Source organism: Propylenella binzhouense, assembly GCF_009866965.1.
Classification (GTDB): Bacteria; Pseudomonadota; Alphaproteobacteria; order Rhizobiales; family Afifellaceae; genus Propylenella; species Propylenella binzhouense.
On sequence record NZ_SPKJ01000054.1, the window covers coordinates 1 to 18561 of the forward strand.

The following is an 18561-nucleotide window of genomic DNA, read 5'->3' on the forward strand; positions in this document are numbered from 1 at the left end:
CGGCCTCGGGGCAAGGCGCGGCGCGACGCCCACGGCCGCGCCGGCCGGCAAGGAACCGGCGCCCGCGCCGGCCGTTTGCGGCGGGTGCGCAGCCCGCGCCGCCAAGGAGAATTCCGATGCCCATCACCGATCTGAAGAGCCTGTTCGTGCACGGGCTCCAGGACATCTACTACGCCGAGAAGCAGATCCTGAAGGCGCTGCCCAAGATGGCCAAGAAGGCCGACAGCGCCCAGCTCCGGAAATCCTTCGAGGACCACCGCGCCGAGACCGAGGAACAGGTGACGCGGCTCGAGAAGGTGTTCGAGATCGTCGGCGAGAAGGCCAAGGGCGAGAAGTGCCCGGCGATCGAAGGCATCATCGCGGAGGCCGAGGAGCAGATGAAGGAGATCAAGGACAAGGACACGCTCGACGCGGCGATGATCGCCGCCGCGCAGGCGGTCGAGCATTACGAGATCACCCGCTACGGCACGCTCGTGTCCTGGGGCAACCTGCTCGGCCTGAAGGACGCCTCCAAGCTCCTCGGCGAGACGCTGAAGGAGGAGAAGGACACGGACATGAAGCTCACCAAGCTCGCCGAGAGCAAGCTCAACAAGGAAGCCGCCTGACGAGAAGGCCGGGCGCCCCTTCTCCGCCGCGATCCGGCCGCGCCGCGGGCCGGCCGGATCCTGCTGGGACAAGTCCGAAGTTCCGCACTGCAGCAAACGCGCCGCCGCACCGGCGGCGTTCTTTACGCAGTCGCACAATGACGGTACCCTCCCCCTGCCCTACTAACGGCAAGACAGGGGACGGTCGGATGCTGCACAGCCACGCCGAGCAGGCAGAGGAACTGGACGGGCTCTTCCCGACGGTCCCGGCCCAATCCGCCCTGAGGATGGGTTCGACCAATCCTCAGGCGCGCATGCCCGTCCTCTTCGACGAGGAGGGCGCGAGCTGGGATTTCGCGACGCCTACCCCGCGGCCGAGCTTCAAGCTGGAGCCGGGCGAGTCGCTGTTCACAATAGGCTCGTGCTTTGCGCGGGGCGTGGAGCAGCACCTTGCGGGGGCCGGCTTCGACCTCCCGACGCTGCGCTTCACCGTTCCTCCGGAGGAGCGCACGCGCGCGGGGCGGTCGCGAACGGGGTGCTCAACAAGTACAATCCCTATTCGATGGTGAACGAGGTGCGCTTCTCCTGCGAGGACGTCGCGCCCGAACGGTGCTTCGCCGAGATGGGGCAGGACAAGGTGCTCGACTTGCACCTCCATGCCTGCGTGCCCGTCGCACGGGAGCGCGCAACCGAGCGTCGCCTCGAGCTTCACCGCATCAACAGCGAGGGCATCCGCAGCTCCCGCGTGTTCGTCGTCACGCTCGGGCTGATCGAGGTCTGGTACGACACGCTGAACAAGGTCTTCATCAATGCGATGCCGGAGGTCAGGCTGACGAAGCGCGAGCCCGAGCGCTTCCTGTTCCGCGTGATGTCTCCCGCGGAGGCGATGCAGACGGTGGACGAGATCGTGACCACGATCGGCCGCTACGCGCGGCCGGACCACAAGATCATCCTCACGGTCTCGCCGGTCCCCCTGCGCCGCACCTTCACGGACCAGGACGCCATGTCGGCGAACATGTATTCCAAGTCCTGCCTGCGCGTCGCCGCCGAGATGACCGCTCGGAAATTCGATCACGTGGATTACTTTCCGAGCTTCGAGACCGTTCTCTATTCCAACCGCGAGAAGACATGGCTCGACGATTTCATGCACGTCACGAATGGCATGGTCGCCCACAACGTCAAGCGGCTCACTGAATATTACACCTGACCCGTCGCTTGCGGGCGGAATGGCGCCAGCGGCGAACATGGTCGATGTCGACACGCTCGTCCTGAGGACGTGGTCCGCGACCCGATGCGGGAACAGGGAACGGGGTGATTCCCTCGTCTGCCGGGTGTAGGTGGCTTTCGTCGGATTACGTCGTTCTTCGCCGGAATGAGGCTTCCGGTCGACCGTTCGGAGGGTACTGACCTTGCTGCAACACCGAAATGCCCCCCTCCAGGAAGCGGACGGGGCCTTCCCGACGGTGTCGTCGGATGTCGCGTTCCGGGCAACGATGGAAAATGGCGAGGCCCGGATGCCCCCGCTTCGGGACGAGGCGGGCGAGACCTGGGATTTCGCGACGCCCGCCCCGCGTCCGAGCTTCAGGCTCGAGCCCGGCGAGTCCCTGTTCACGATCGGGTCCTGCTTCGCCCGCGGGGTGGAGTATTTCCTTTCTTCGGCGGGGTTCGATCTGCCGACCTTGCGCTTCAAGGTGCCCGCCGAAGAGCTGTCGCGGCAGCGCGTCTTCGCAAACGGCCTGCTGAACAGGTACAATCCCTATTCCATCACAAACGAATTCCGCTTCTCCTGCGAGAACGTCCCGCCGGAGACGTGCTTCGCGGGCGAGGAGAAGGTCGTCGACCTTCATCTCCATTCGGGGATTGCCGTGCCGCGCGAGCGCGCGGTCGAACGCCGGCTCGAGCTCCACCAGATCAACCGCGAAGGCATCGCGGCCTCCCGCGTGTTCGTCGTCACGCTCGGGCTGATCGAAGTCTGGTACGACACGCACAACGAGGTCTTCATCAACGGGACCCCCGACTTCAAGCTCGCCAAGCGCCAGCCCGACCGCTTCCTGTTCCGCGTGATGTCCCCCGACGAGACGATGGACGCGGTCGAGGAGATCGTCACGACGATCGGCCGCTACGCCCGGCCGGACCACAGGATCATCCTCACGGTCTCGCCGGTGCCGCTCGGCCGGACCTTCAGCCGGCAGGATATCATGAGCGCGAACGCCTATTCGAAGTCCTGCCTTCGCACCGCCGCCGAAGCCGCCTGCCGGAAGTTCGAGCACGTGGACTATTTCCCGAGCTACGAGACGGTGCTCTACTCCAACCGCGAAAAGAGCTGGCTGCCCGACTACGTTCACGTCACGACCGAGATGGTCGCACATAACGTCCGCAGGATGGTGGAATTCTACACCTGAAGACGGAGCCGCGGACGGGATCCGCAGCGCAGCCGGCCCCGAACCGGAGCGCCGGCACAGCGAAGATCCGGCGGTGAAAGCGTTGCCGGCACCGACACGCCGCTGGCGTCCTGCAGATCGAGCGTAGTACGGTGCCGATCCGGCCATCTCGCCCAGACCAGTCCGGAAATCACCCTTGCCGATTCCAATCGCTTCCGAGCCCCACCGCATGAACAGCAATGTCCGGGTCTGCCGGCCCAGGTCCGCTCCTGACTTCGGGGAGCGCGCATGACCCGCAGGCGGCTCATCCTGCATGTCGGACCGCACAAGACCGGCTCGACCTACCTCCAGAAGCGGCTCTTCGACGCGCGCCCCCAGCTCCGGGAGCACGGCTTGGTCTATCCGGAGTTCGGCATGTCGATCTTCGGACATCACGACATCGTGGAATTCCTGCGCCGGACCGAGAATCCGGCTGCCCATCCGAAGGCCGAGGAGATGCGCGCGGCTCTTGCCGAGCACGAGCAGCTGATCGTGTCGACCGAGAATTTCGTCTTTCTCGACGTCGCCCGGCTCACTGCGTTCCGGACCATCTTCCACGATTACGACATCATTCCCGTGTTCTTCGCCCGGAGCATGGCGGAGATCTGGCCATCGCACTGGCAGGAACTCATCAAGCACGGTTCGGACGAGACGTTTCTGGAATATCTTGCCACCGTGAACGGCTGGCTGAACTGCTTCGACCTCAGCCAGATCCGGCGCGGCAGGCAGATCGAGAAGCTCGCACAGGTCTTCGGATTCGAAAACCTGGTCGTGATCAGCTATGACAACATCACACGAACGGGCGGGGATGTGTTCGACTTCTTCTGGCGCCACGTGCTGGACCTGCCGCAGCACAGCCTTCCTAAGGAGAACGCGGCGATAAACGCATCGCTGCCGCCGGAGCACGTGGAAGGGATCCGCATCCTCAACCAGTTCCATCGGGAGCGCCTCGGCCGCCCGGCCGGCGTGAAGCTCAGGATCGCCTATCGCAACCAGCAGCGCCAGTTCGAGCAGGGCGAGCAGTTCGCCGCCTTCCGCAACGAATTCCGGAAGCGCTGCATGAAGATCAGGCTGGCCCGCAACGATCCGGCAATCATGCAGGATGATCTGGACCTGATGGAGCGGTTCGGATCGAAGATCCTCAACCGGTACTCGGACAACCAGCTCCTGGCCGATCATTCGGGCGAGAAGGTCGTCGAGTGCGGGCAGCGCGACTGGATCTTCCGCTCGGAAAGCCTTCCTCTCTTCGAGGAGCTCTACGCGAGATTCACCACGGACCTGGCGCCGGCGGCCTAGAATATCGACGCCACGGAGCGGACCTTCCGCGAAGGTCGCCTCGTTCCTCCCCGCTTGGGATATCTGCTTACGCCTCGGGCTGGGATCGCCGCCCATCCGACCGCCGAGCCTCGGAGTGCGAACCTTGACTCGGTTCGCACTCTCCAGGGTATTTACCGGAACCGCAACGGAGCCGCCGATGCTGCGAAGCAGCGAACTGCCGGAATTCGTCTTCGTCTCGCCGTCCTCCGACGACCGGCGCGTCCGGCTCGGCGATCTCACGCCGCGGGTGCGCGCGGTGGCGGCCCATCTGAGCGCCCGGATACCCGCCGGCTCGTGCGTCGGGCTGATGTTCCCCTCCGAGCCCGACCTCGTCGTCAACTGGCTCGCCAGCCTGCTCGCGGGGCTCGAGCCGCTGGTGATGCAATATCCCACGCGCAAGCAGAGCCGCGAATACTGGGCCGATTCCGTCCGCAACACGGTGGCCGTCGCGAACATCGCCGCCGTCCTTGCGGACGAGCGCTCGGTCGCGCTCGGCCTTTCCGATTTCGTCGCCACGATCGGACAGGGCGAACTTTCCGCGCTCCCGGACGGCAGCGCCGAGCCCTACGCGCTCGACGACTTCGCCATCATCCAGCTCTCCTCGGGCACCACCGGCTACCGCAAGGCGATCCGCTTCAGGAGCGAGGATCTTCGACGGCACGCCGAGGACTACAACAGCAGCCTCGGGCTGACGCCGCAGGACACGATCGTCTCCTGGCTGCCGCTCTATCACGACATGGGCTACATCGCCTGCTTCGTCATGCCGATGATGCTCGGCATCCCGGTGGCGATGATGGACCCGATGGCCTGGGTCAGGAATCCGGCGATGCTGTTCGAGGCGATCGGCCGCAACGCGGGCACGGTCTGCTACATGCCGAATTTCGGCTTCGAGGTCATGGCCGGCTGCGACGCGGCGGCGCCGGACGGCATGCGCCTCTGGATTTCCTGCTCCGAGCCGGTCTCGGCCCATACCGCGCGCAAGTTCCTCGAGAGGATCGGGGCGCCGGAGCAGGCGTTCGCGCCCTGCTACGCGATGGCTGAGAACATCTTCGCCGTATCCTTCCGGACCGGGCTGCGGACGCTCGAGACGGCGGGCGGGGACGTGGTCTCCTGCGGCTCGCCCATCGCGGGCGTCGACCTGAAGATCGTGGACGGCGAGATCTGGGTCCGCAGCCCGACCTCGCTCCACCACTATCTCGGCGGCGAGGACATACGCGACGCGGAGGGCTACTACCCGACGGGCGATCTCGGCGAGATCCGGGACGGCGAACTCTACGTCACCGGCCGGAAGCAGGACCTGCTGATCCAGGCCGGCCGCAAATACATGCTGTCCGACATCGACCTCGCGCTCAACCGGCTCCACGCCGATATTCGCGGCCGGGCCGCCGCGGTCCAGATCTACGACGAGCGCCTCGGCACCCAGAAGCCGCTCATCCTGATCGAATCTCCGGATTTCTTCCTCCGCGACGACCAGAAGAAGGTGGCAGACAGCGTCAAGGAGGTCATGGGCCTCGACCAGATCGAGGTCGCCTTCGTCCCGCCGCGCTTCCTCACCAAGACCTCCTCCGGCAAGATCAACCGGAAGAAGTCGGCCGCCGACTGGCTGCTCCACCGCCAGGCGATGACGGCCGGCGGCGGCGACGCGGGCGATCCGCTGACCGAACTGCGGCAGGCCTTCCCCAAGGTCGACCGGCAGCACCCGGTGGAGGAAGTGCTCGATTCGCTGTCCTTGACGGTGCTCAGGATCGCGCTCGGCGGCACCGGCATAGCATTCGACGGAAAACTGTCGCTCGGCGCAATCGAGGAAGCGCTGGCGAAGGCGCGGGGAGACGGCCAGCCCGCCGGCGAGGAGGCGATCCGCATCGTTTCGCTGACGGAGCGGCCGACGGTCGGCAGCATCGACGAACGCCATCTGGACCGGCTTGCCGAACGGCTCGGCCATCGCGTCACGTTCGAGCACGTCTGCCTTCCGCCGTCGGCCATCCTCCTCTCCGACCTCGTGTTCTGCGACTATTTCCAGCCGCGGCTCGACCCGGAGCCGTTCCGGTTCGTCAACCGTGCGCTCGCCAAGCTTCGGGCCGCGAGCGTGATCCTGATGGACGACCTCGCCGAGCTGTTCTTCCCGCCCAACCAGGTCTACGGCGTGCTGTCGCACAATTTGGAGCGGGACGAGCGCGCGGACCTCGTCAGCGTGCGCTGGCAGAACTACACGCAGGCGCACGACAGGCTGCCGCTCACAATCGTCTCCGGCATCGACATTCCGCTGGCGGCCGCTTCGGAGAACATGGCCAGGCTCGCGGCCTATCTCGGCAAGCCGGTGTTCCGCATCGCCACCGCCAAGGCCTTCGAGGCGTTCACGAAAGACTGGGAGTACCGGCCGCTGCCGGGGCCCGGCGGCACGCTCGCCGGTATACGGGAACTCGACCCGGACGCCCTGACGGACGCGCTCGCGGACTGGATGTCCCGGAACGCGGTACGGCCGACACCGGGACCGGTGGCAGCCTCCATCGAGCGCTCGGATCTCTCCCATTTCTGCTCGAACTTCGCGGATCGCGAGCATCTCGACCTCGTCCTCGACAGGTTCGGGAGCTTCGCCATCGCGGGACAGCCGGCGAGCGTTCCCTACATTGCGAGGAAGCTCGAGGAGAAGGGCAAGCCCTTCACCATCGTGCCGAGCTACGCGCCGGCGATCCTCGGCAGCCTCGACCCGGCCCCGGAATGCCTCCTCACCTGCGGCGCCCAGGGCCGCTACGAGATCGCCGTTCCGGCCATCGCCGTCATGATGGCGAGCGCCCAATGGCGGACGCTCAACGTCACCGATCCGGACCTTCGCGACAAGCCCGCCTGGTCGAGCGTGAAGCCCACCTCCGGGACGGACTGGCTGCACAGGTTCGATCTCGAGCGGGTCGAGAACGGCCGGCGCTTCTTCCCGGCCTGGAAGCAGGCGCAGGACGACCTGCGTGCCGCGCTCTCACCGAAGGTGGAAAAGGATATGGTGCTCGCGTCTTGAGGGGGCGCGGCACGGGCGGAAGGCTTCAACCGGCGCTCGCCCCGCCCGCAGACGTTTCGGTCGGACGCCGGCTTGGAGCCGTCAGCGGCGGGCGTGGATGTCCAGCCAGCCGATGGCGAGCGTATCGTCCTTATGCCGCAGATCGTTCCAGGCGATGTAGCGGTTCTTGGCCTCGTTCACGTCGATCCAGCGGTTCGCCGGCAGCTCGCGTCCGAACAAGCCGCTGGTCTCGCCGTCGAACCGCGCCGGGACGTAGCTCCCTTCGAGCGGCGGGTTCGGGCACACCGTGAAGGGATGGAGCCACTGGTTGACGATCTGCACGGAGCGGTATCCGCACTGCGCGATGCGGTCGAAGTCCCTCGGCTCGTTCGCCTCGACGGAAATGTAGGTCGGGCGCCGGGCGTCCGCCGCGAGCTGCTCGAGGACGATGTGGTCGCCGCCCTCGATATCCGTCTTCATGTAATAGGGAACGCCATAGGCGTCGAAGAGCTCCGGAAGCGTGATCGTCTCGACCCGGATCTCGACGGCATTGGCCATGCCCTTCTCGGCCTTGTGCTTCTCAAGGCTGCCCCAGTCATCCTTGGCCGGATTGACATAGAACGGCAGCGTCTCCCCGGAGCGGTGGGAGAGCGCCTTGTTGACCACGACCATCCGGCCGGACTCGACGAACGGCTGCAGCAATGCGGTCGCGGACGTGGCGAGATCGGGGATGGCCTCGATCCCGACGACCCTGAACCCCTTTTTCAAGTAGAAATCGGAATCTTTGCCCTTGTGAAGGCCGATATCGAAAATCAGATCGTCGGACAAAACCACCTCCGCCCCGGCCCGGCGTTCTAACACTCGGCCCGTTTCGGAGTCAATCTGGCCGAACGGCACTTAAGCGACTGGATTCAATCGCCTTTTTCGCTGCATTGCACCCGTTGCGGAAACCGCGTCCGCAGGGCCCCGATCAACGCACGAGCACGTTGCGGAACTGCCACGGATCGCCGGTGTCGATATCCTCGGGAAAGAAACCGGGGCGGTCCGTGAGAGGCGTCCAGTCGGTGTAGAAGCCGTTCACGGGTCCGAGATAGGGAAGCTGGATTTCGAGGCAGCGGCGAAAGTCCATCTCGTCGGTCTCGACGATGCCGGCGGCGGGATTCTCGAGCGCCCAGACCATGCCCGCGAGGACGGCCGAGGTGACCTGGAGCCCGGTCGCGTTCTGGTAGGGGGCGATGAGGCGCGTCTCCTCCACCGACAGCTGCGACCCGTACCAATAGGCGTTGCGGGCGTGGCCATAGAGCAGCACCCCGAGCTCGTCGATGCCGTCCACGATCTCGTGCTCGTCGAGGACGTGATGCTCCGGCTGGGGCCGACCGGCCTGTCCGAACAGCTCGTGGAGCGAAAGCACGGCGTCGTTGCAGGGATGGTAGGCGTAGTGCACGGTCGGGCGGTATTCCGGATCGAGGCCGGACCCCACCGTGAAATAGTCGGCGATCGAGACGGCTTCGTTGTGGGTGACGAGGAAGCCGAATTGCGGGCCGGGCGTCGGGCACCATGTGCGCACGCGGGTGTTCGCCCCGGGCTGCAGCATGAAGCGCGCCGCCTGGCAGCCCGAGGGATCTTCCTGGACCAGCATGTTGTCGGGCATCCAGCGCTCGTGCGTGCCCCAGCCAAGCTCGGCGGGCTGCATGCCCTCCGAGAGGAAGCCTTCGACCGACCAGGTGTTCCAGAACACGTTCATCGGCTTCGGATGGTTGACGCGCTGGGTGTCGCGCTCCGCGATGTGGATGCCCTTGACGCCGGCCTCCCGCATCAGCCGCGCCCAGCCTTCCCGATCGTCGGCGCCCGGCTCGCTGAAGGCGAGGCCGAGCTCGGCCGCGACATCGACGAGCGCCCGCTTCACGAACCAGGACACCATGCCCGGATTTGCCCCGCAGCAGGAGACCGCGGTGGCGCCGCCCGGGTTGGCGCGCTTCTCCGCCCGCACGGTTTCGCGCAGCGCATAGTTCGTGCGCGCGGCGGGGCCGGCGCTGCGGTCGAAATAGAAGCCGGGCCACGGCTCCACGACGGTGTCGATATAGAGGACGCCGAGCGCGCGGCAGAGCTTCATGATGTCGAGCGACGAGGTGTCGACCGAGAGATTGACGCAGAAGCCGCGGCCGCCGCCTTCGGTGAGGAGCGGCGTCAGGAGCGCGCGGTAATTCTCGCGCGTCACGGCTTCGTGGACGAAGCGGATGCCCCGGCTGTCGAGGATCGCGCGATGGCTGTCGTCGGGATCGATCACGACGAACCGTTCGCGGTCGAAGCTGAAATGGCGCTCGATGAGCGGCAGCGTGCCCCTGCCGATTGATCCGAAGCCGATCATGACGATGGGGCCGTCGATCGCGGCGTGAACTGGCCAGTCTGTCATTGGAGCTCCTTCGGCGGGCGGGTCGGACCTGCTCGGCGTCTGCCGGAGAGCAGGTGCCTTCCGGCGTGTCAAGGGAGGCGATCCGCTCCGTGCGGACTAAGGCACGAGCTGCGCCTTGGGGATCTCGAGCTGGTAGCGGAGCCCGCGCGCGCCGAAGCTGAGCTCCGCCGTGCCGCTGACCGAGGTCGGCACGACATTGTCGAGCATCAGCAGCCCAAAGCTGCGGCCGCGCGGCGCGCGGGCCGGCAGCGGGGCGGTGCTCGATTCCTCCCACAGGAAGCGATAGATGCTCGAATCGCGGGGGCTGCGCTCGAAGCGGACCGCGATCGTCCCGTCCGGCACCGAGAGCGCGCCGTACTTGATGGCGTTGGTCGTGAGCTCGTGCAGCGCGAGCCCGAGATATTGCGCGGCGTTCGGACGGAGGAAGCCGTTCTCGCCCTCGAGCTGGATGCTGGAAAGGCGCGGCTCCGCGTAGAGCGCCACCTGCGAGCGGACGAGATCGAAGATGCGGGCGCCGCGCCAGTCGGCATCGGTGAGCACGTCATGCGCGCGCGACAGCGAATAGATGCGCCCGTTGAAGCGGCTCACGAATTGCTGCGTCGAGTTCGTGCTCTCGGCGGTCTGCCGCGCGATGCCCTGGATCACGGCGAGCAGGTTCTTGGAGCGGTGGGCGAGCTCCCGGAGCACGATGCGCAGGTGCTCCTCATGGATCTTGCGCTCGGTGACATCCACGGCGGAGAGGATCGTGCCGACGACTTCGCCGGCCCGGTCGCGCTGGGGCATGATGCGGACGTCGTACCAATGCGGTCCGTGCAGGTCGGAGGTCCTGATCTCCAGCTCGCGGGGCTCGCCGGTCGCGATCACGGCGCTGCGCGCCGGGCCGAGAACATCAGCCGCCGGCGCGAACAGGCCGTCGCCCTCGCCCTTGCCGACGATGGCGTCCGGATCCACCCCCTCCGGAGGATTGAAGACCCAGGTGAAGCCGCCGTCGAGATCCTGGCTGCAGATGGTGATCTGCGACCCGGTCAGGGCCGCCTCGAAGCGACGCCCGAGTCCCGCAGCCTCCGCGTCCGCGGAAGGGCCGGAGCTGTTGGGCGTCGCCTGTTCGAATTTCATAGCATCCCGACGACTACACCGGCGGTCATTCGCTTGCTAATTAGCCATCCTAGGCCGGTCCGCCAATCCCCAGCCCGAAAACCCCGCCGCGGCCGATCGTTGCCGTACGCACACGATCTCCGGGCCGATCATCACGTTTCGATCGACTGACTGGCACCTGCCTCGACGGCCTGGGCGAACCGTCCCGGAAAACGGGCCTCGTCGCGTCCAGGGACCCGCTCCGACCCGGCATCCTGGTCGTGCCGAGAACTGCCAAAGCACGCCGGCGGTTCCCGCGACGCGGGAACCGCCGGCCTCGCGATGGAGAGAGCCGGGGCTCAGCGGCCCGCGCGGCGTTCGAAGAAGAGGGCCTGGCTGATGACCGCCTTCACCGTCTCCGGCTGGAACGGCTTCGTGATCAGGAAGGCGGGTTCCGGCCGCTCGCCGGTCAGGAGCCGCTCCGGATAGGCGGTGATGAAGACGACCGGAACGGAGAGCGATTCGAGCATCTCGTTGACGGCCTCGAGCCCGGAACTGCCGTCGGCAAGCTGGATGTCCGCCAGGATGAGGCCGGGCCGGCGCGAATTCACCACGTCGATCGCCTCGCGATGGGTGCGGGCGATGCCGATGACGCTGTGGCCGAGCGACTTCACCAGCGTCTCGATGTCCATCGCGATGAGCGGCTCGTCCTCGATGATGAGGACGTCGGTCGCCACCTGCTGGGCGATCTCGCGCCCGGCCTGGTCGATGAGCTCGGCGATCTCGCTCTCGCTCCGGCCGAGGACATAGGCGATCTCCGCGGGCGAGAAGTCCTCGACGGCCATCAGCAGGAAGGCCTGGCGGGCGAGCGGCGTCAGCGCCTCCAGGCGGCGCGACGTGCCGTGCAGCTCGTCCGGCGCGAATTCGGTCCTGGTCAGGTTGACGGGGATCGAGTTCCAATAACGGCAGAACGCCTTGAACAGCTCGACCCTGGGATCGTTATCCGGATCGAACGTCTCCGGAGATTCGACGAGGGCCTCGAGCACGGAAACGACATAGGCGTCGCCGCTCTTCTGGCCGCCGGTGAGAGCGCGCGCGAAGCGGCGGAGGTACGGGAGATGTGGCGCGGTATTTGCAACAAGCGACATAACTGACCCTGTCTGGAAGAGACATCGGCGGATGCGGGATGAGGACCTCGGAACGCCCCGCGGAAGAACGTTTGCCGGGACAGAAAGTTCCGCTCCTCGCCGGCCTCACGGCCGGCGTTGTCGCGCATCGCTTCACCGGTGGCAAGCCGCCGCCTTGACGGCGCAGATCAAATCGTGACCGGATCGAGCGGCCGGCCGCCCGAGACCGAGAGTGGGTCCATGCCCCAGCGCATCATTCCCGTCGAGCCGTTCGACTACATCGTCTTCGGCGGCACAGGCGACCTCGCCTATCGGAAGCTGCTGCCGGCGCTCTTCGAGCGCTTCCGGGACGGCCAGATTCCGTCCGGTTCGCGGATCATCGCAATCTCGCGGCGGCCGCTCGGCGACGACGCGCTCCGCGGATCGATCCGGACCGCGCTTCTGGAATACCTGGCCGCCGACCGGGTCGATGCGGGCGTGATCGACTGCTTCCTTTCGATGATCGGGCATATCGGCCTCGACGTGCGGGGCGAGGCGGGCTGGCCCGAGCTGAAGGCCGCGCTCGCCGGCGCGGAAGAGCGCATCCGGGCCTTCTACCTGGCGGTCGGACCGGATCTGTTCGGTCCGATATGCCTCGGCATCGGCCGCGCCGGCCTCGCCACGCCGAACGCGCGCGTGGTGATCGAAAAGCCGATCGGCAGCGATCTCGAATCCGCGCGCGCGGTGAACGAGGCGGTCGGGAGCGTGTTCGCCGAGAACCAGGTGTTCCGCATCGACCATTATCTCGGCAAGGAGACCGTGCAGAACCTGATGGCGCTGCGCTTCGCCAACGCGCTCTACGAACCGCTCTGGAATTCGGCGCACGTGGACCACGTCCAGATCACCGTCGCCGAATCGATCGGGGTCGGCTCGCGCGGCGGCTATTACGATCATGCCGGCGCGCTGAGGGACATGGTGCAGAACCACATCCTCCAGCTTCTCTGCCTGATCGCCATGGAGCCGCCCGACTCGCTCGACGCCAATGCGGTGCGCGACGAGAAGCTGAAGGTGCTCAAGGCGCTGAAGCCGATCGGCGAGGACGAGATCCAGGGCTGCACGGTGCGCGGCCAGTACCGCGCCGGCGCATCGAACGGAGGCGCCGTGCAATCCTATCTCGAGGAGATCGGATCGGCGGAGAGCACGACCGAGACCTTCGTGGCGCTCCGGGCCGAGATCTGCAACTGGCGCTGGGCGGGCGTGCCCTTCTACCTGCGGACCGGCAAGCGGCTCGCGGAGCGCGTCTCCGAGATCGTGGTGGCGTTCAAGGCGATCCCCCATTCGATCTTCCCGAAGGGCTCGGGCCTCATCCGCTCCAACCGGCTCGTGCTGCGGCTGCAGCCGGACGAGGGCGTGAAGCAGTGGATCATGATCAAGGATCCCGGCCTCGGCGGCATGCGGCTCCGCCACGTGCCGCTCGACATGAGCTTCGCGGCGGCGTTCCAGGCGCGCAATCCCGACGCCTACGAGCGGCTTCTGCTCGACGTGGTCCGGGGCAACCAGACGCTCTTCATGCGGCGCGACGAGGTGGAGGCGGCCTGGTCCTGGATCGATCCGATCCTCGACGCATGGGAACATTCCGGCGATCCGCCGCGGCCCTATACGGCCGGCACCTGGGGACCGTCGGCGGCGATCGCGCTCATCGAGCGCGACGGCCGGACGTGGCACGAGGAAAGCGGCTGAGGGAGCGGGACCGCTCCGACTCGCCCGGAAGGAGAGTGCGATGAGCGTGCATCCAGAGATTCTCCGCGTCACCGACGCGATCGCGAAGCGCTCGCGCGGGCACCGCATGCGCTATCTCGACCGCGTGGCGCGCGCCCGCGAGGCGGGGCCGCGGCGCGGCAGGCTCGCCTGCGGCAACCTCGCCCACGGCTTCGCCGCCTGCGCGCCGGCCGACAAGCGGGCGCTCGCGGACGACGTCGTGCCGAACCTCGCGATCGTCACGGCCTATAACGACATGCTCTCGGCGCACCAGCCGTTTGAGCGCTTCCCGGACCTCATCCGGCGCGCCGCGCACGCGGCCGGCGGCGTGGCGCAGGTCGCCGGCGGCGTGCCGGCGATGTGCGACGGCGTCACCCAGGGCCAGGCCGGAATGGAGCTCTCGCTGTTCTCCCGCGACGTGATCGCGATGGCCGCCGGGATCGCCCTCTCGCACAACATGTTCGACGCCGCCGTCTTCCTCGGCGTGTGCGACAAGATCGTGCCGGGCCTGCTGATCGGAGCGCTGGCCTTCGGGCATCTGCCGGCGGTCTTCGTCCCCGCCGGACCGATGACGAGCGGGCTGCCCAACGACGAGAAGGCGCGGGTCCGGCAGCTCTACGCGGAAGGAAAGGTCGGCCGGGCCGAACTGCTCGAGGCGGAATCGCGCTCCTATCACGGGCCGGGCACCTGCACCTTCTACGGGACCGCCAATTCCAACCAGATGCTCATGGAGATCATGGGCCTGCATCTGCCGGGCGCCTCCTTCGTCAACCCGAACACGCCGCTCCGCGACGCGCTGACCGAGGCCGCCGCCAGGCGCGCGCTCGCCATCACCGCCCTCGGCAACGAATACACGCCCGTCGGCGAGGTCATCGACGAGCGCGCGATCGTGAACGGGATCGTCGGCCTGCACGCCACCGGCGGCTCGACGAACCATACGCTGCACCTCGTCGCGATCGCGCGGGCGGCGGGGATCGAGGTCACCTGGGACGATTTCGAGGCGCTCTCGGAGCAGGTCCCGCTGCTCGCCCGCGTCTATCCGAACGGCCGGGCCGACGTGAACCACTTCCATGCCGCCGGCGGAATGGGCTTCCTGATTGGGGAGCTGCTCGGAGCGGGCCTCCTCCACGAGGACGTCCGCACGGTCTGGGGCACGGGCCTTTCCGGGTATGTGCAGGAGCCGCGGCTCGCCGAGGACGGCAGCCTCGCCTGGGTCGACGCGGCCCGGCGCAGCCGGGACGCCGACGTGCTCCGGCCCGCCGGAGCGCCGTTCCAGCCGACGGGAGGCCTGAAGCTCCTCACCGGCAATCTCGGCCGCTCCGTCATCAAGATCTCGGCCGTGAAGCCCGAGCGCCATGTGGTCGAGGCCCCGGCCCGCATCTTTCACTCCCAGGACGATTTCCTCGCCGCGTTCAAGGCGGGCGCGCTCGACGGCGATCTCGTCGCCGTGGTGCGCTTCCAGGGGCCGAAGGCGAACGGAATGCCCGAACTCCACAAGCTGACCCCCTCGCTCGGCGTGCTGCAGGACCGCGGCCACGCCGTCGCCCTCGTCACCGACGGCCGGATGTCCGGCGCATCGGGCAAGGTGCCGGCGGCGATCCACCTGACGCCGGAGGCGGCCGACGGCGGGCCGATCGCGCTTCTGCGCGAGGGCGACGTGATCCGGCTCGACGCGGCGGCGGGCCGGCTCGAGGCGCTCGTGCCGGCGGTGGAATGGGAATCCCGCACGCCCGCCACCGAGGACCTTTCCGGCAACGGCTTCGGAACCGGGCGCGAGCTCTTCACGCTCTTCCGCGCGGCGGCCGGGCCGGCCGAGGCGGGCGCAGGCGTCATCGCGTTCGGAGGCGCGGCATGAGCCAGGCCGAGGCGCTCGCGCCGATCGTCGGGGCGGCCCCCGTCGTTCCGGTCGTCATCATCGACGATCCGGCATCCGCCGTTCCGCTCGCCCGCGCTCTCGTGGCGGGCGGGCTGCCGGCGATCGAGATCACGCTGAGGACACCGGCCGCGCTCGCGGCGATCGAGGCGATCGCGGCGGAGGTCGAAGGCGCGACCGTGGGCGCCGGCACGGTGCTCGACGCGAAGCAGCTCGCCGCGGCCGAGAAGGCGGGCGCCCGGTTCGCCGTCTCGCCCGGCGCGAGCCCGGACCTCCTCGCCGCCGCCGGCGGCGCGGGCATTCCGCTGATGCCCGGCGCCGCCACCGCAAGCGAGGCGATGTCGCTCCTCGAAAAGGGCTTCACGATCCTGAAGTTCTTCCCGGCCGAGCCCGCCGGCGGACGGGCCTATCTCGGGGCCCTCGCCTCCCCGCTGCCGATGCTGCGCTTCTGCCCGACCGGCGGCGTCTCCGCGGAAAACGCCGCCGCCTATCTCGCCCTGCCGAACGTCGTCTGCGTCGGCGGCTCCTGGGTCGCCCCGCAAGAGGCGATCGCGGAGCGCGACTGGCGCCGCATCGAGCGGCTCGCGGCCGCGGCCGCGACGCTCCGCGGCTGAGCCCGTCAAAGTCCCGTCACGGAGCGGCCGGATCCTGTCCGGCGCAACCAGTGAGGACCCCAATGGCCGATATCACGCTCTATCACATGTCGCCGTCGCGCTCGCTCCTCGTCCTCTGGATGCTGGAGGAGGTGGGCGCCAGCTACGAGGTGAAGCTCCTTTCCGGCGCCCACGACGAGCAGCGCGAGCCCGGCTATCTCGCGGTGAACCCGATGGGGAAGGTCCCCGCGCTCGTCGACCGCGGCACGATCATCACCGAGGCGGCGGCGATCTGCGCCTATCTCGCCGATGCCTTTCCGGAGGCCGGGCTCGCCGTGCCGATCGGGACGCCCGCCCGCGGCCTCTATTACAAGTGGCTCTTCTTCGGCCCGTCCTGCCTGGAGCCGGCGATCCTCGACCGCATGCTGAAGCGGGAGGGCGCGCCGCGCGGGGCGCTCGGCTGGGGCGACACCGACACGACGCTCGGCGTCGTGGAGGCGGCGCTCGAGAAGAGTCCCTACCTCCTCGGCGACCGCTTCACGACGCCGGATCTCGTCATCGGCGGCGGCCTGCGCTGGGGCATCGCGACCGGCGCGGTGACGTCGCGGCCGGCCTTCGACGCCTATCTCGCCCGCATCGCCGAGCGGCCCGCGCTGAAGCGCTCGGAGGAGCGCGACCGCATGGAGGTCGCCAGGGCGGCGTGAGCCGCGGGAAGGGGGCGTCCGAGCGCAAGGCATGCTAGTCAGTCCGCGGAAAGATCGGAGGCATCATGAAGGACGGGGCCAAGCGGGCGCTCGAAGCGCTAGCCGAACACGAGCGCGCGCTCGCCGGAACGACGCTCCGTGACCTCTTCGCGGCCGACCCGCAGCGCTTCTCGCGCTTCTCGGTCTCGCTCGGCGACCTGACCCTCGATTATTCGAAGAACGGCGTCACGGCGGAGACGATGCTGCTCCTCGCCCGGCTCGCGGAGGCGGCCGGGCTGGCGGAGCGCAGGGCGGCGATGTTCTCCGGCGAGGCGATCAACAACACCGAGGGCCGCGCCGTGCTGCATGTCGCGCTCCGCGCGCCGCGCGACGCCGACATCCGCGTCGACGGCGAGAACGTGATGCCCGCCGTCCATGCCGTGCTCGACCGCATGCGCGACTTCGCCGAAGCGGTCCGCTCCGGGGCGATCCGCAGCGCGACGGGCGAGCCCTTCTCCGACGTCGTCAATATCGGGATCGGCGGCTCCGATCTCGGCCCCGCAATGGCGACCGCGGCGCTCACGCCCTATCGCGACGGCGGACCCCGCGTCCATTTCGTCTCCAACGTCGACGGCGCGCACATTGCCGATACGCTCGCGGATCTCGAGGCGGGCCGGACGCTCTTCCTGATCGCCTCGAAGACCTTCACCACCTCGGAGACGATGACGAACGCCGGCACCGCCCGCGCCTGGCTCGCCGCGCAGCTCGGCGAGGCGGCGGTCGCGGACCATTTCGCGGCGATCTCCACCAATCTCGCGGCGGTCTCGGCGTTCGGGATCGATCCCGGCCGGGTGTTCGGGTTCTGGGACTGGGTCGGCGGCCGCTATTCGGTCTGGTCCGCCATCGGCCTTCCGCTCGCGATCGCGATCGGGTTCGACAAGTTCGCGGAATTCCTCGGCGGCGCCCATGCCATGGACCAGCACTTCCTCACCGCGCCGCTCGACCGGAACATTCCGGCGCTGATGGGGCTCCTCGGCATCTGGCACCGCAACGTGAAGGGCATGGCGACGCACGCCGTCCTTCCCTACGACCAGCGCCTCGCCCGTTTCCCGGCGCACCTCCAGCAGCTCGACATGGAATCGAACGGCAAGCGGGTGACCCGCGACGGCAGCCCGATCGACTACGAGACCGGTCCCGTCGTCTGGGGCGAGCCCGGCACCAACGGCCAGCACGCCTTCTACCAGCTCCTCCACCAGGGGACCGACATCGTGCCGTGCGACTTCCTGGTCGCCGCCGAGCCGCAGGAGGCGCTCGGCGACCACCACGCCAAACTGGTCGCCAACTGCCTCGCGCAGAGCGAGGCGCTCGCCTTCGGCAAGACCGAGGCCGAGGCCCGGGCGGAACTGCGGGCGGTCGGGCTCCCGGACGCGGAGATCGACCGCCTCGCGCCGCACAAGAGCTTTCCCGGCAACCGGCCCTCGAACACGCTGCTCTACCGCCGGCTCGACCCCGCGACGCTCGGCGCGCTCATCGCGCTCTACGAGCACAAGGTGTTCGTCCAGGGCGTGGTGTGGGACGTCAACTCGTTCGACCAGTGGGGCGTCGAGCTCGGCAAGGCGCTTGCGGGCCGGCTGCTTCCGATCGTGCGGGACGATGCCCCCGCCGACGCGCTCGATTCCTCGACCGCGGGCCTCGTCGCGAGGTTTCGGGCGCTGCGCTGAGCCCATCCGGCGCTCCGCCGGCCGGCCGCG

15 protein-coding genes are annotated in these 18561 nt (G+C 68.1%); 11 read left to right on the forward strand and 4 right to left on the reverse strand.

From position 1 onward, the window contains the following. Positions 1-116: 116 nt before the first annotated feature. The 6 genes from E4O86_RS14565 to E4O86_RS14590 all read left to right on the forward strand — a co-directional run bounded on the left by E4O86_RS14565 (position 117) and on the right by E4O86_RS14590 (position 7331). Positions 117-605, forward strand: a complete 489-nt coding sequence (locus tag E4O86_RS14565; RefSeq protein ID WP_161141282.1) for a YciE/YciF ferroxidase family protein — start codon at positions 117-119, stop codon at positions 603-605. Between the two features lie 188 nt (positions 606-793). Next, positions 794-1153 (forward strand): GSCFA domain-containing protein, encoded by a 360-nt coding sequence (locus tag E4O86_RS14570; RefSeq protein WP_161141283.1) that lies wholly within the window; start codon positions 794-796, stop codon positions 1151-1153. Then, positions 1120-1791, forward strand: a complete 672-nt coding sequence (locus E4O86_RS14575; protein WP_161141284.1) for a GSCFA domain-containing protein — start codon at positions 1120-1122, stop codon at positions 1789-1791. Before E4O86_RS14570 ends, E4O86_RS14575 begins: the two co-directional genes overlap by 34 nt. Before the next feature lie 307 nt (positions 1792-2098). After that, positions 2099-2986 carry a GSCFA domain-containing protein gene (locus E4O86_RS14580; RefSeq protein ID WP_161141285.1) on the forward strand — a complete coding sequence of 296 codons (888 nt, stop codon included), beginning with the start codon at positions 2099-2101 and terminating at the stop codon, positions 2984-2986. 267 nt (positions 2987-3253) lie between these two features. Then, positions 3254-4300, forward strand: a complete 1047-nt coding sequence (locus E4O86_RS14585; RefSeq protein ID WP_161141286.1) for a hypothetical protein — start codon at positions 3254-3256, stop codon at positions 4298-4300. Between the two features lie 178 nt (positions 4301-4478). Next, positions 4479-7331 carry an AMP-binding protein gene (locus tag E4O86_RS14590; RefSeq protein WP_161141287.1) on the forward strand — a complete coding sequence of 951 codons (2853 nt, stop codon included), beginning with the start codon at positions 4479-4481 and terminating at the stop codon, positions 7329-7331. 81 nt (positions 7332-7412) lie between these two features. On the opposite strand, the gene E4O86_RS14595 is transcribed toward E4O86_RS14590, so the two are convergent. The 4 genes from E4O86_RS14595 to E4O86_RS14610 form a co-directional block, all read right to left on the reverse strand. Then, positions 7413-8138, reverse strand: a complete 726-nt coding sequence (locus E4O86_RS14595; RefSeq protein WP_161141288.1) for an FkbM family methyltransferase — start codon at positions 8136-8138, stop codon at positions 7413-7415. Between the two features lie 142 nt (positions 8139-8280). Further along, positions 8281-9723 (reverse strand): homospermidine synthase, encoded by a 1443-nt coding sequence (locus tag E4O86_RS14600; protein WP_161141289.1) that lies wholly within the window; start codon positions 9721-9723, stop codon positions 8281-8283. Positions 9724-9819: 96 nt separating this feature from the next. Beyond that, positions 9820-10839, reverse strand: a complete 1020-nt coding sequence (locus tag E4O86_RS14605; RefSeq protein WP_161141290.1) for a sensor histidine kinase — start codon at positions 10837-10839, stop codon at positions 9820-9822. A gap of 317 nt (positions 10840-11156) precedes the next feature. After that, entirely contained in the window at positions 11157-11945 is a 789-nt protein-coding gene (locus tag E4O86_RS14610; protein ID WP_161141291.1) for a response regulator, read from the reverse strand. A 219-nt stretch (positions 11946-12164) separates the two neighbouring features. Between E4O86_RS14610 and zwf the strand changes: the two genes are divergently transcribed. The 5 genes from zwf (at position 12165) to pgi (ending at position 18531) form a co-directional block, all read left to right on the forward strand. Further along, positions 12165-13643, forward strand: coding sequence for a glucose-6-phosphate dehydrogenase (gene zwf, locus E4O86_RS14615; RefSeq protein ID WP_161141292.1), 1479 nt, complete (start codon positions 12165-12167; stop codon positions 13641-13643). A gap of 40 nt (positions 13644-13683) precedes the next feature. Further along, positions 13684-15516 (forward strand): phosphogluconate dehydratase, encoded by a 1833-nt coding sequence (gene edd / locus E4O86_RS14620; RefSeq protein ID WP_161141293.1) that lies wholly within the window; start codon positions 13684-13686, stop codon positions 15514-15516. After that, positions 15513-16148, forward strand: a complete 636-nt coding sequence (gene eda, locus E4O86_RS14625; RefSeq protein WP_161141294.1) for a bifunctional 4-hydroxy-2-oxoglutarate aldolase/2-dehydro-3-deoxy-phosphogluconate aldolase — start codon at positions 15513-15515, stop codon at positions 16146-16148. The genes edd and eda overlap by 4 nt, the downstream gene beginning before the upstream one ends. 62 nt (positions 16149-16210) lie before the next feature. Continuing rightward, positions 16211-16831, forward strand: coding sequence for a glutathione S-transferase family protein (locus E4O86_RS14630; RefSeq protein ID WP_161141295.1), 621 nt, complete (start codon positions 16211-16213; stop codon positions 16829-16831). A gap of 65 nt (positions 16832-16896) precedes the next feature. Then, positions 16897-18531 carry a glucose-6-phosphate isomerase gene (gene pgi / locus E4O86_RS14635; protein WP_161141296.1) on the forward strand — a complete coding sequence of 545 codons (1635 nt, stop codon included), beginning with the start codon at positions 16897-16899 and terminating at the stop codon, positions 18529-18531. Positions 18532-18561 lie beyond the last annotated feature (30 nt).

What these genes read in the sequence shown, in the direction of transcription:
- E4O86_RS14565 (WP_161141282.1), top strand. Translation starts at nt 117, where the DNA reads ATGCCCATCACCGATCTGAAGAGCCTGTTCGTGCACGGGCTCCAGGAC.
- E4O86_RS14570 (WP_161141283.1), top strand. Translation starts at nt 794, where the DNA reads ATGCTGCACAGCCACGCCGAGCAGGCAGAGGAACTGGACGGGCTCTTC.
- E4O86_RS14580 (WP_161141285.1), top strand. Translation starts at nt 2,099, where the DNA reads ATGCCCCCGCTTCGGGACGAGGCGGGCGAGACCTGGGATTTCGCGACG.
- E4O86_RS14585 (WP_161141286.1), top strand. Translation starts at nt 3,254, where the DNA reads ATGACCCGCAGGCGGCTCATCCTGCATGTCGGACCGCACAAGACCGGC.
- E4O86_RS14590 (WP_161141287.1), top strand. Translation starts at nt 4,479, where the DNA reads ATGCTGCGAAGCAGCGAACTGCCGGAATTCGTCTTCGTCTCGCCGTCC.
- E4O86_RS14600 (WP_161141289.1), bottom strand. Translation starts at nt 9,723, where the DNA reads ATGACAGACTGGCCAGTTCACGCCGCGATCGACGGCCCCATCGTCATG.
- E4O86_RS14605 (WP_161141290.1), bottom strand. Translation starts at nt 10,839, where the DNA reads ATGAAATTCGAACAGGCGACGCCCAACAGCTCCGGCCCTTCCGCGGAC.
- E4O86_RS14610 (WP_161141291.1), bottom strand. Translation starts at nt 11,945, where the DNA reads ATGTCGCTTGTTGCAAATACCGCGCCACATCTCCCGTACCTCCGCCGC.
- zwf (WP_161141292.1), top strand. Translation starts at nt 12,165, where the DNA reads ATGCCCCAGCGCATCATTCCCGTCGAGCCGTTCGACTACATCGTCTTC.
- edd (WP_161141293.1), top strand. Translation starts at nt 13,684, where the DNA reads ATGAGCGTGCATCCAGAGATTCTCCGCGTCACCGACGCGATCGCGAAG.
- eda (WP_161141294.1), top strand. Translation starts at nt 15,513, where the DNA reads ATGAGCCAGGCCGAGGCGCTCGCGCCGATCGTCGGGGCGGCCCCCGTC.
- E4O86_RS14630 (WP_161141295.1), top strand. Translation starts at nt 16,211, where the DNA reads ATGGCCGATATCACGCTCTATCACATGTCGCCGTCGCGCTCGCTCCTC.
- pgi (WP_161141296.1), top strand. Translation starts at nt 16,897, where the DNA reads ATGAAGGACGGGGCCAAGCGGGCGCTCGAAGCGCTAGCCGAACACGAG.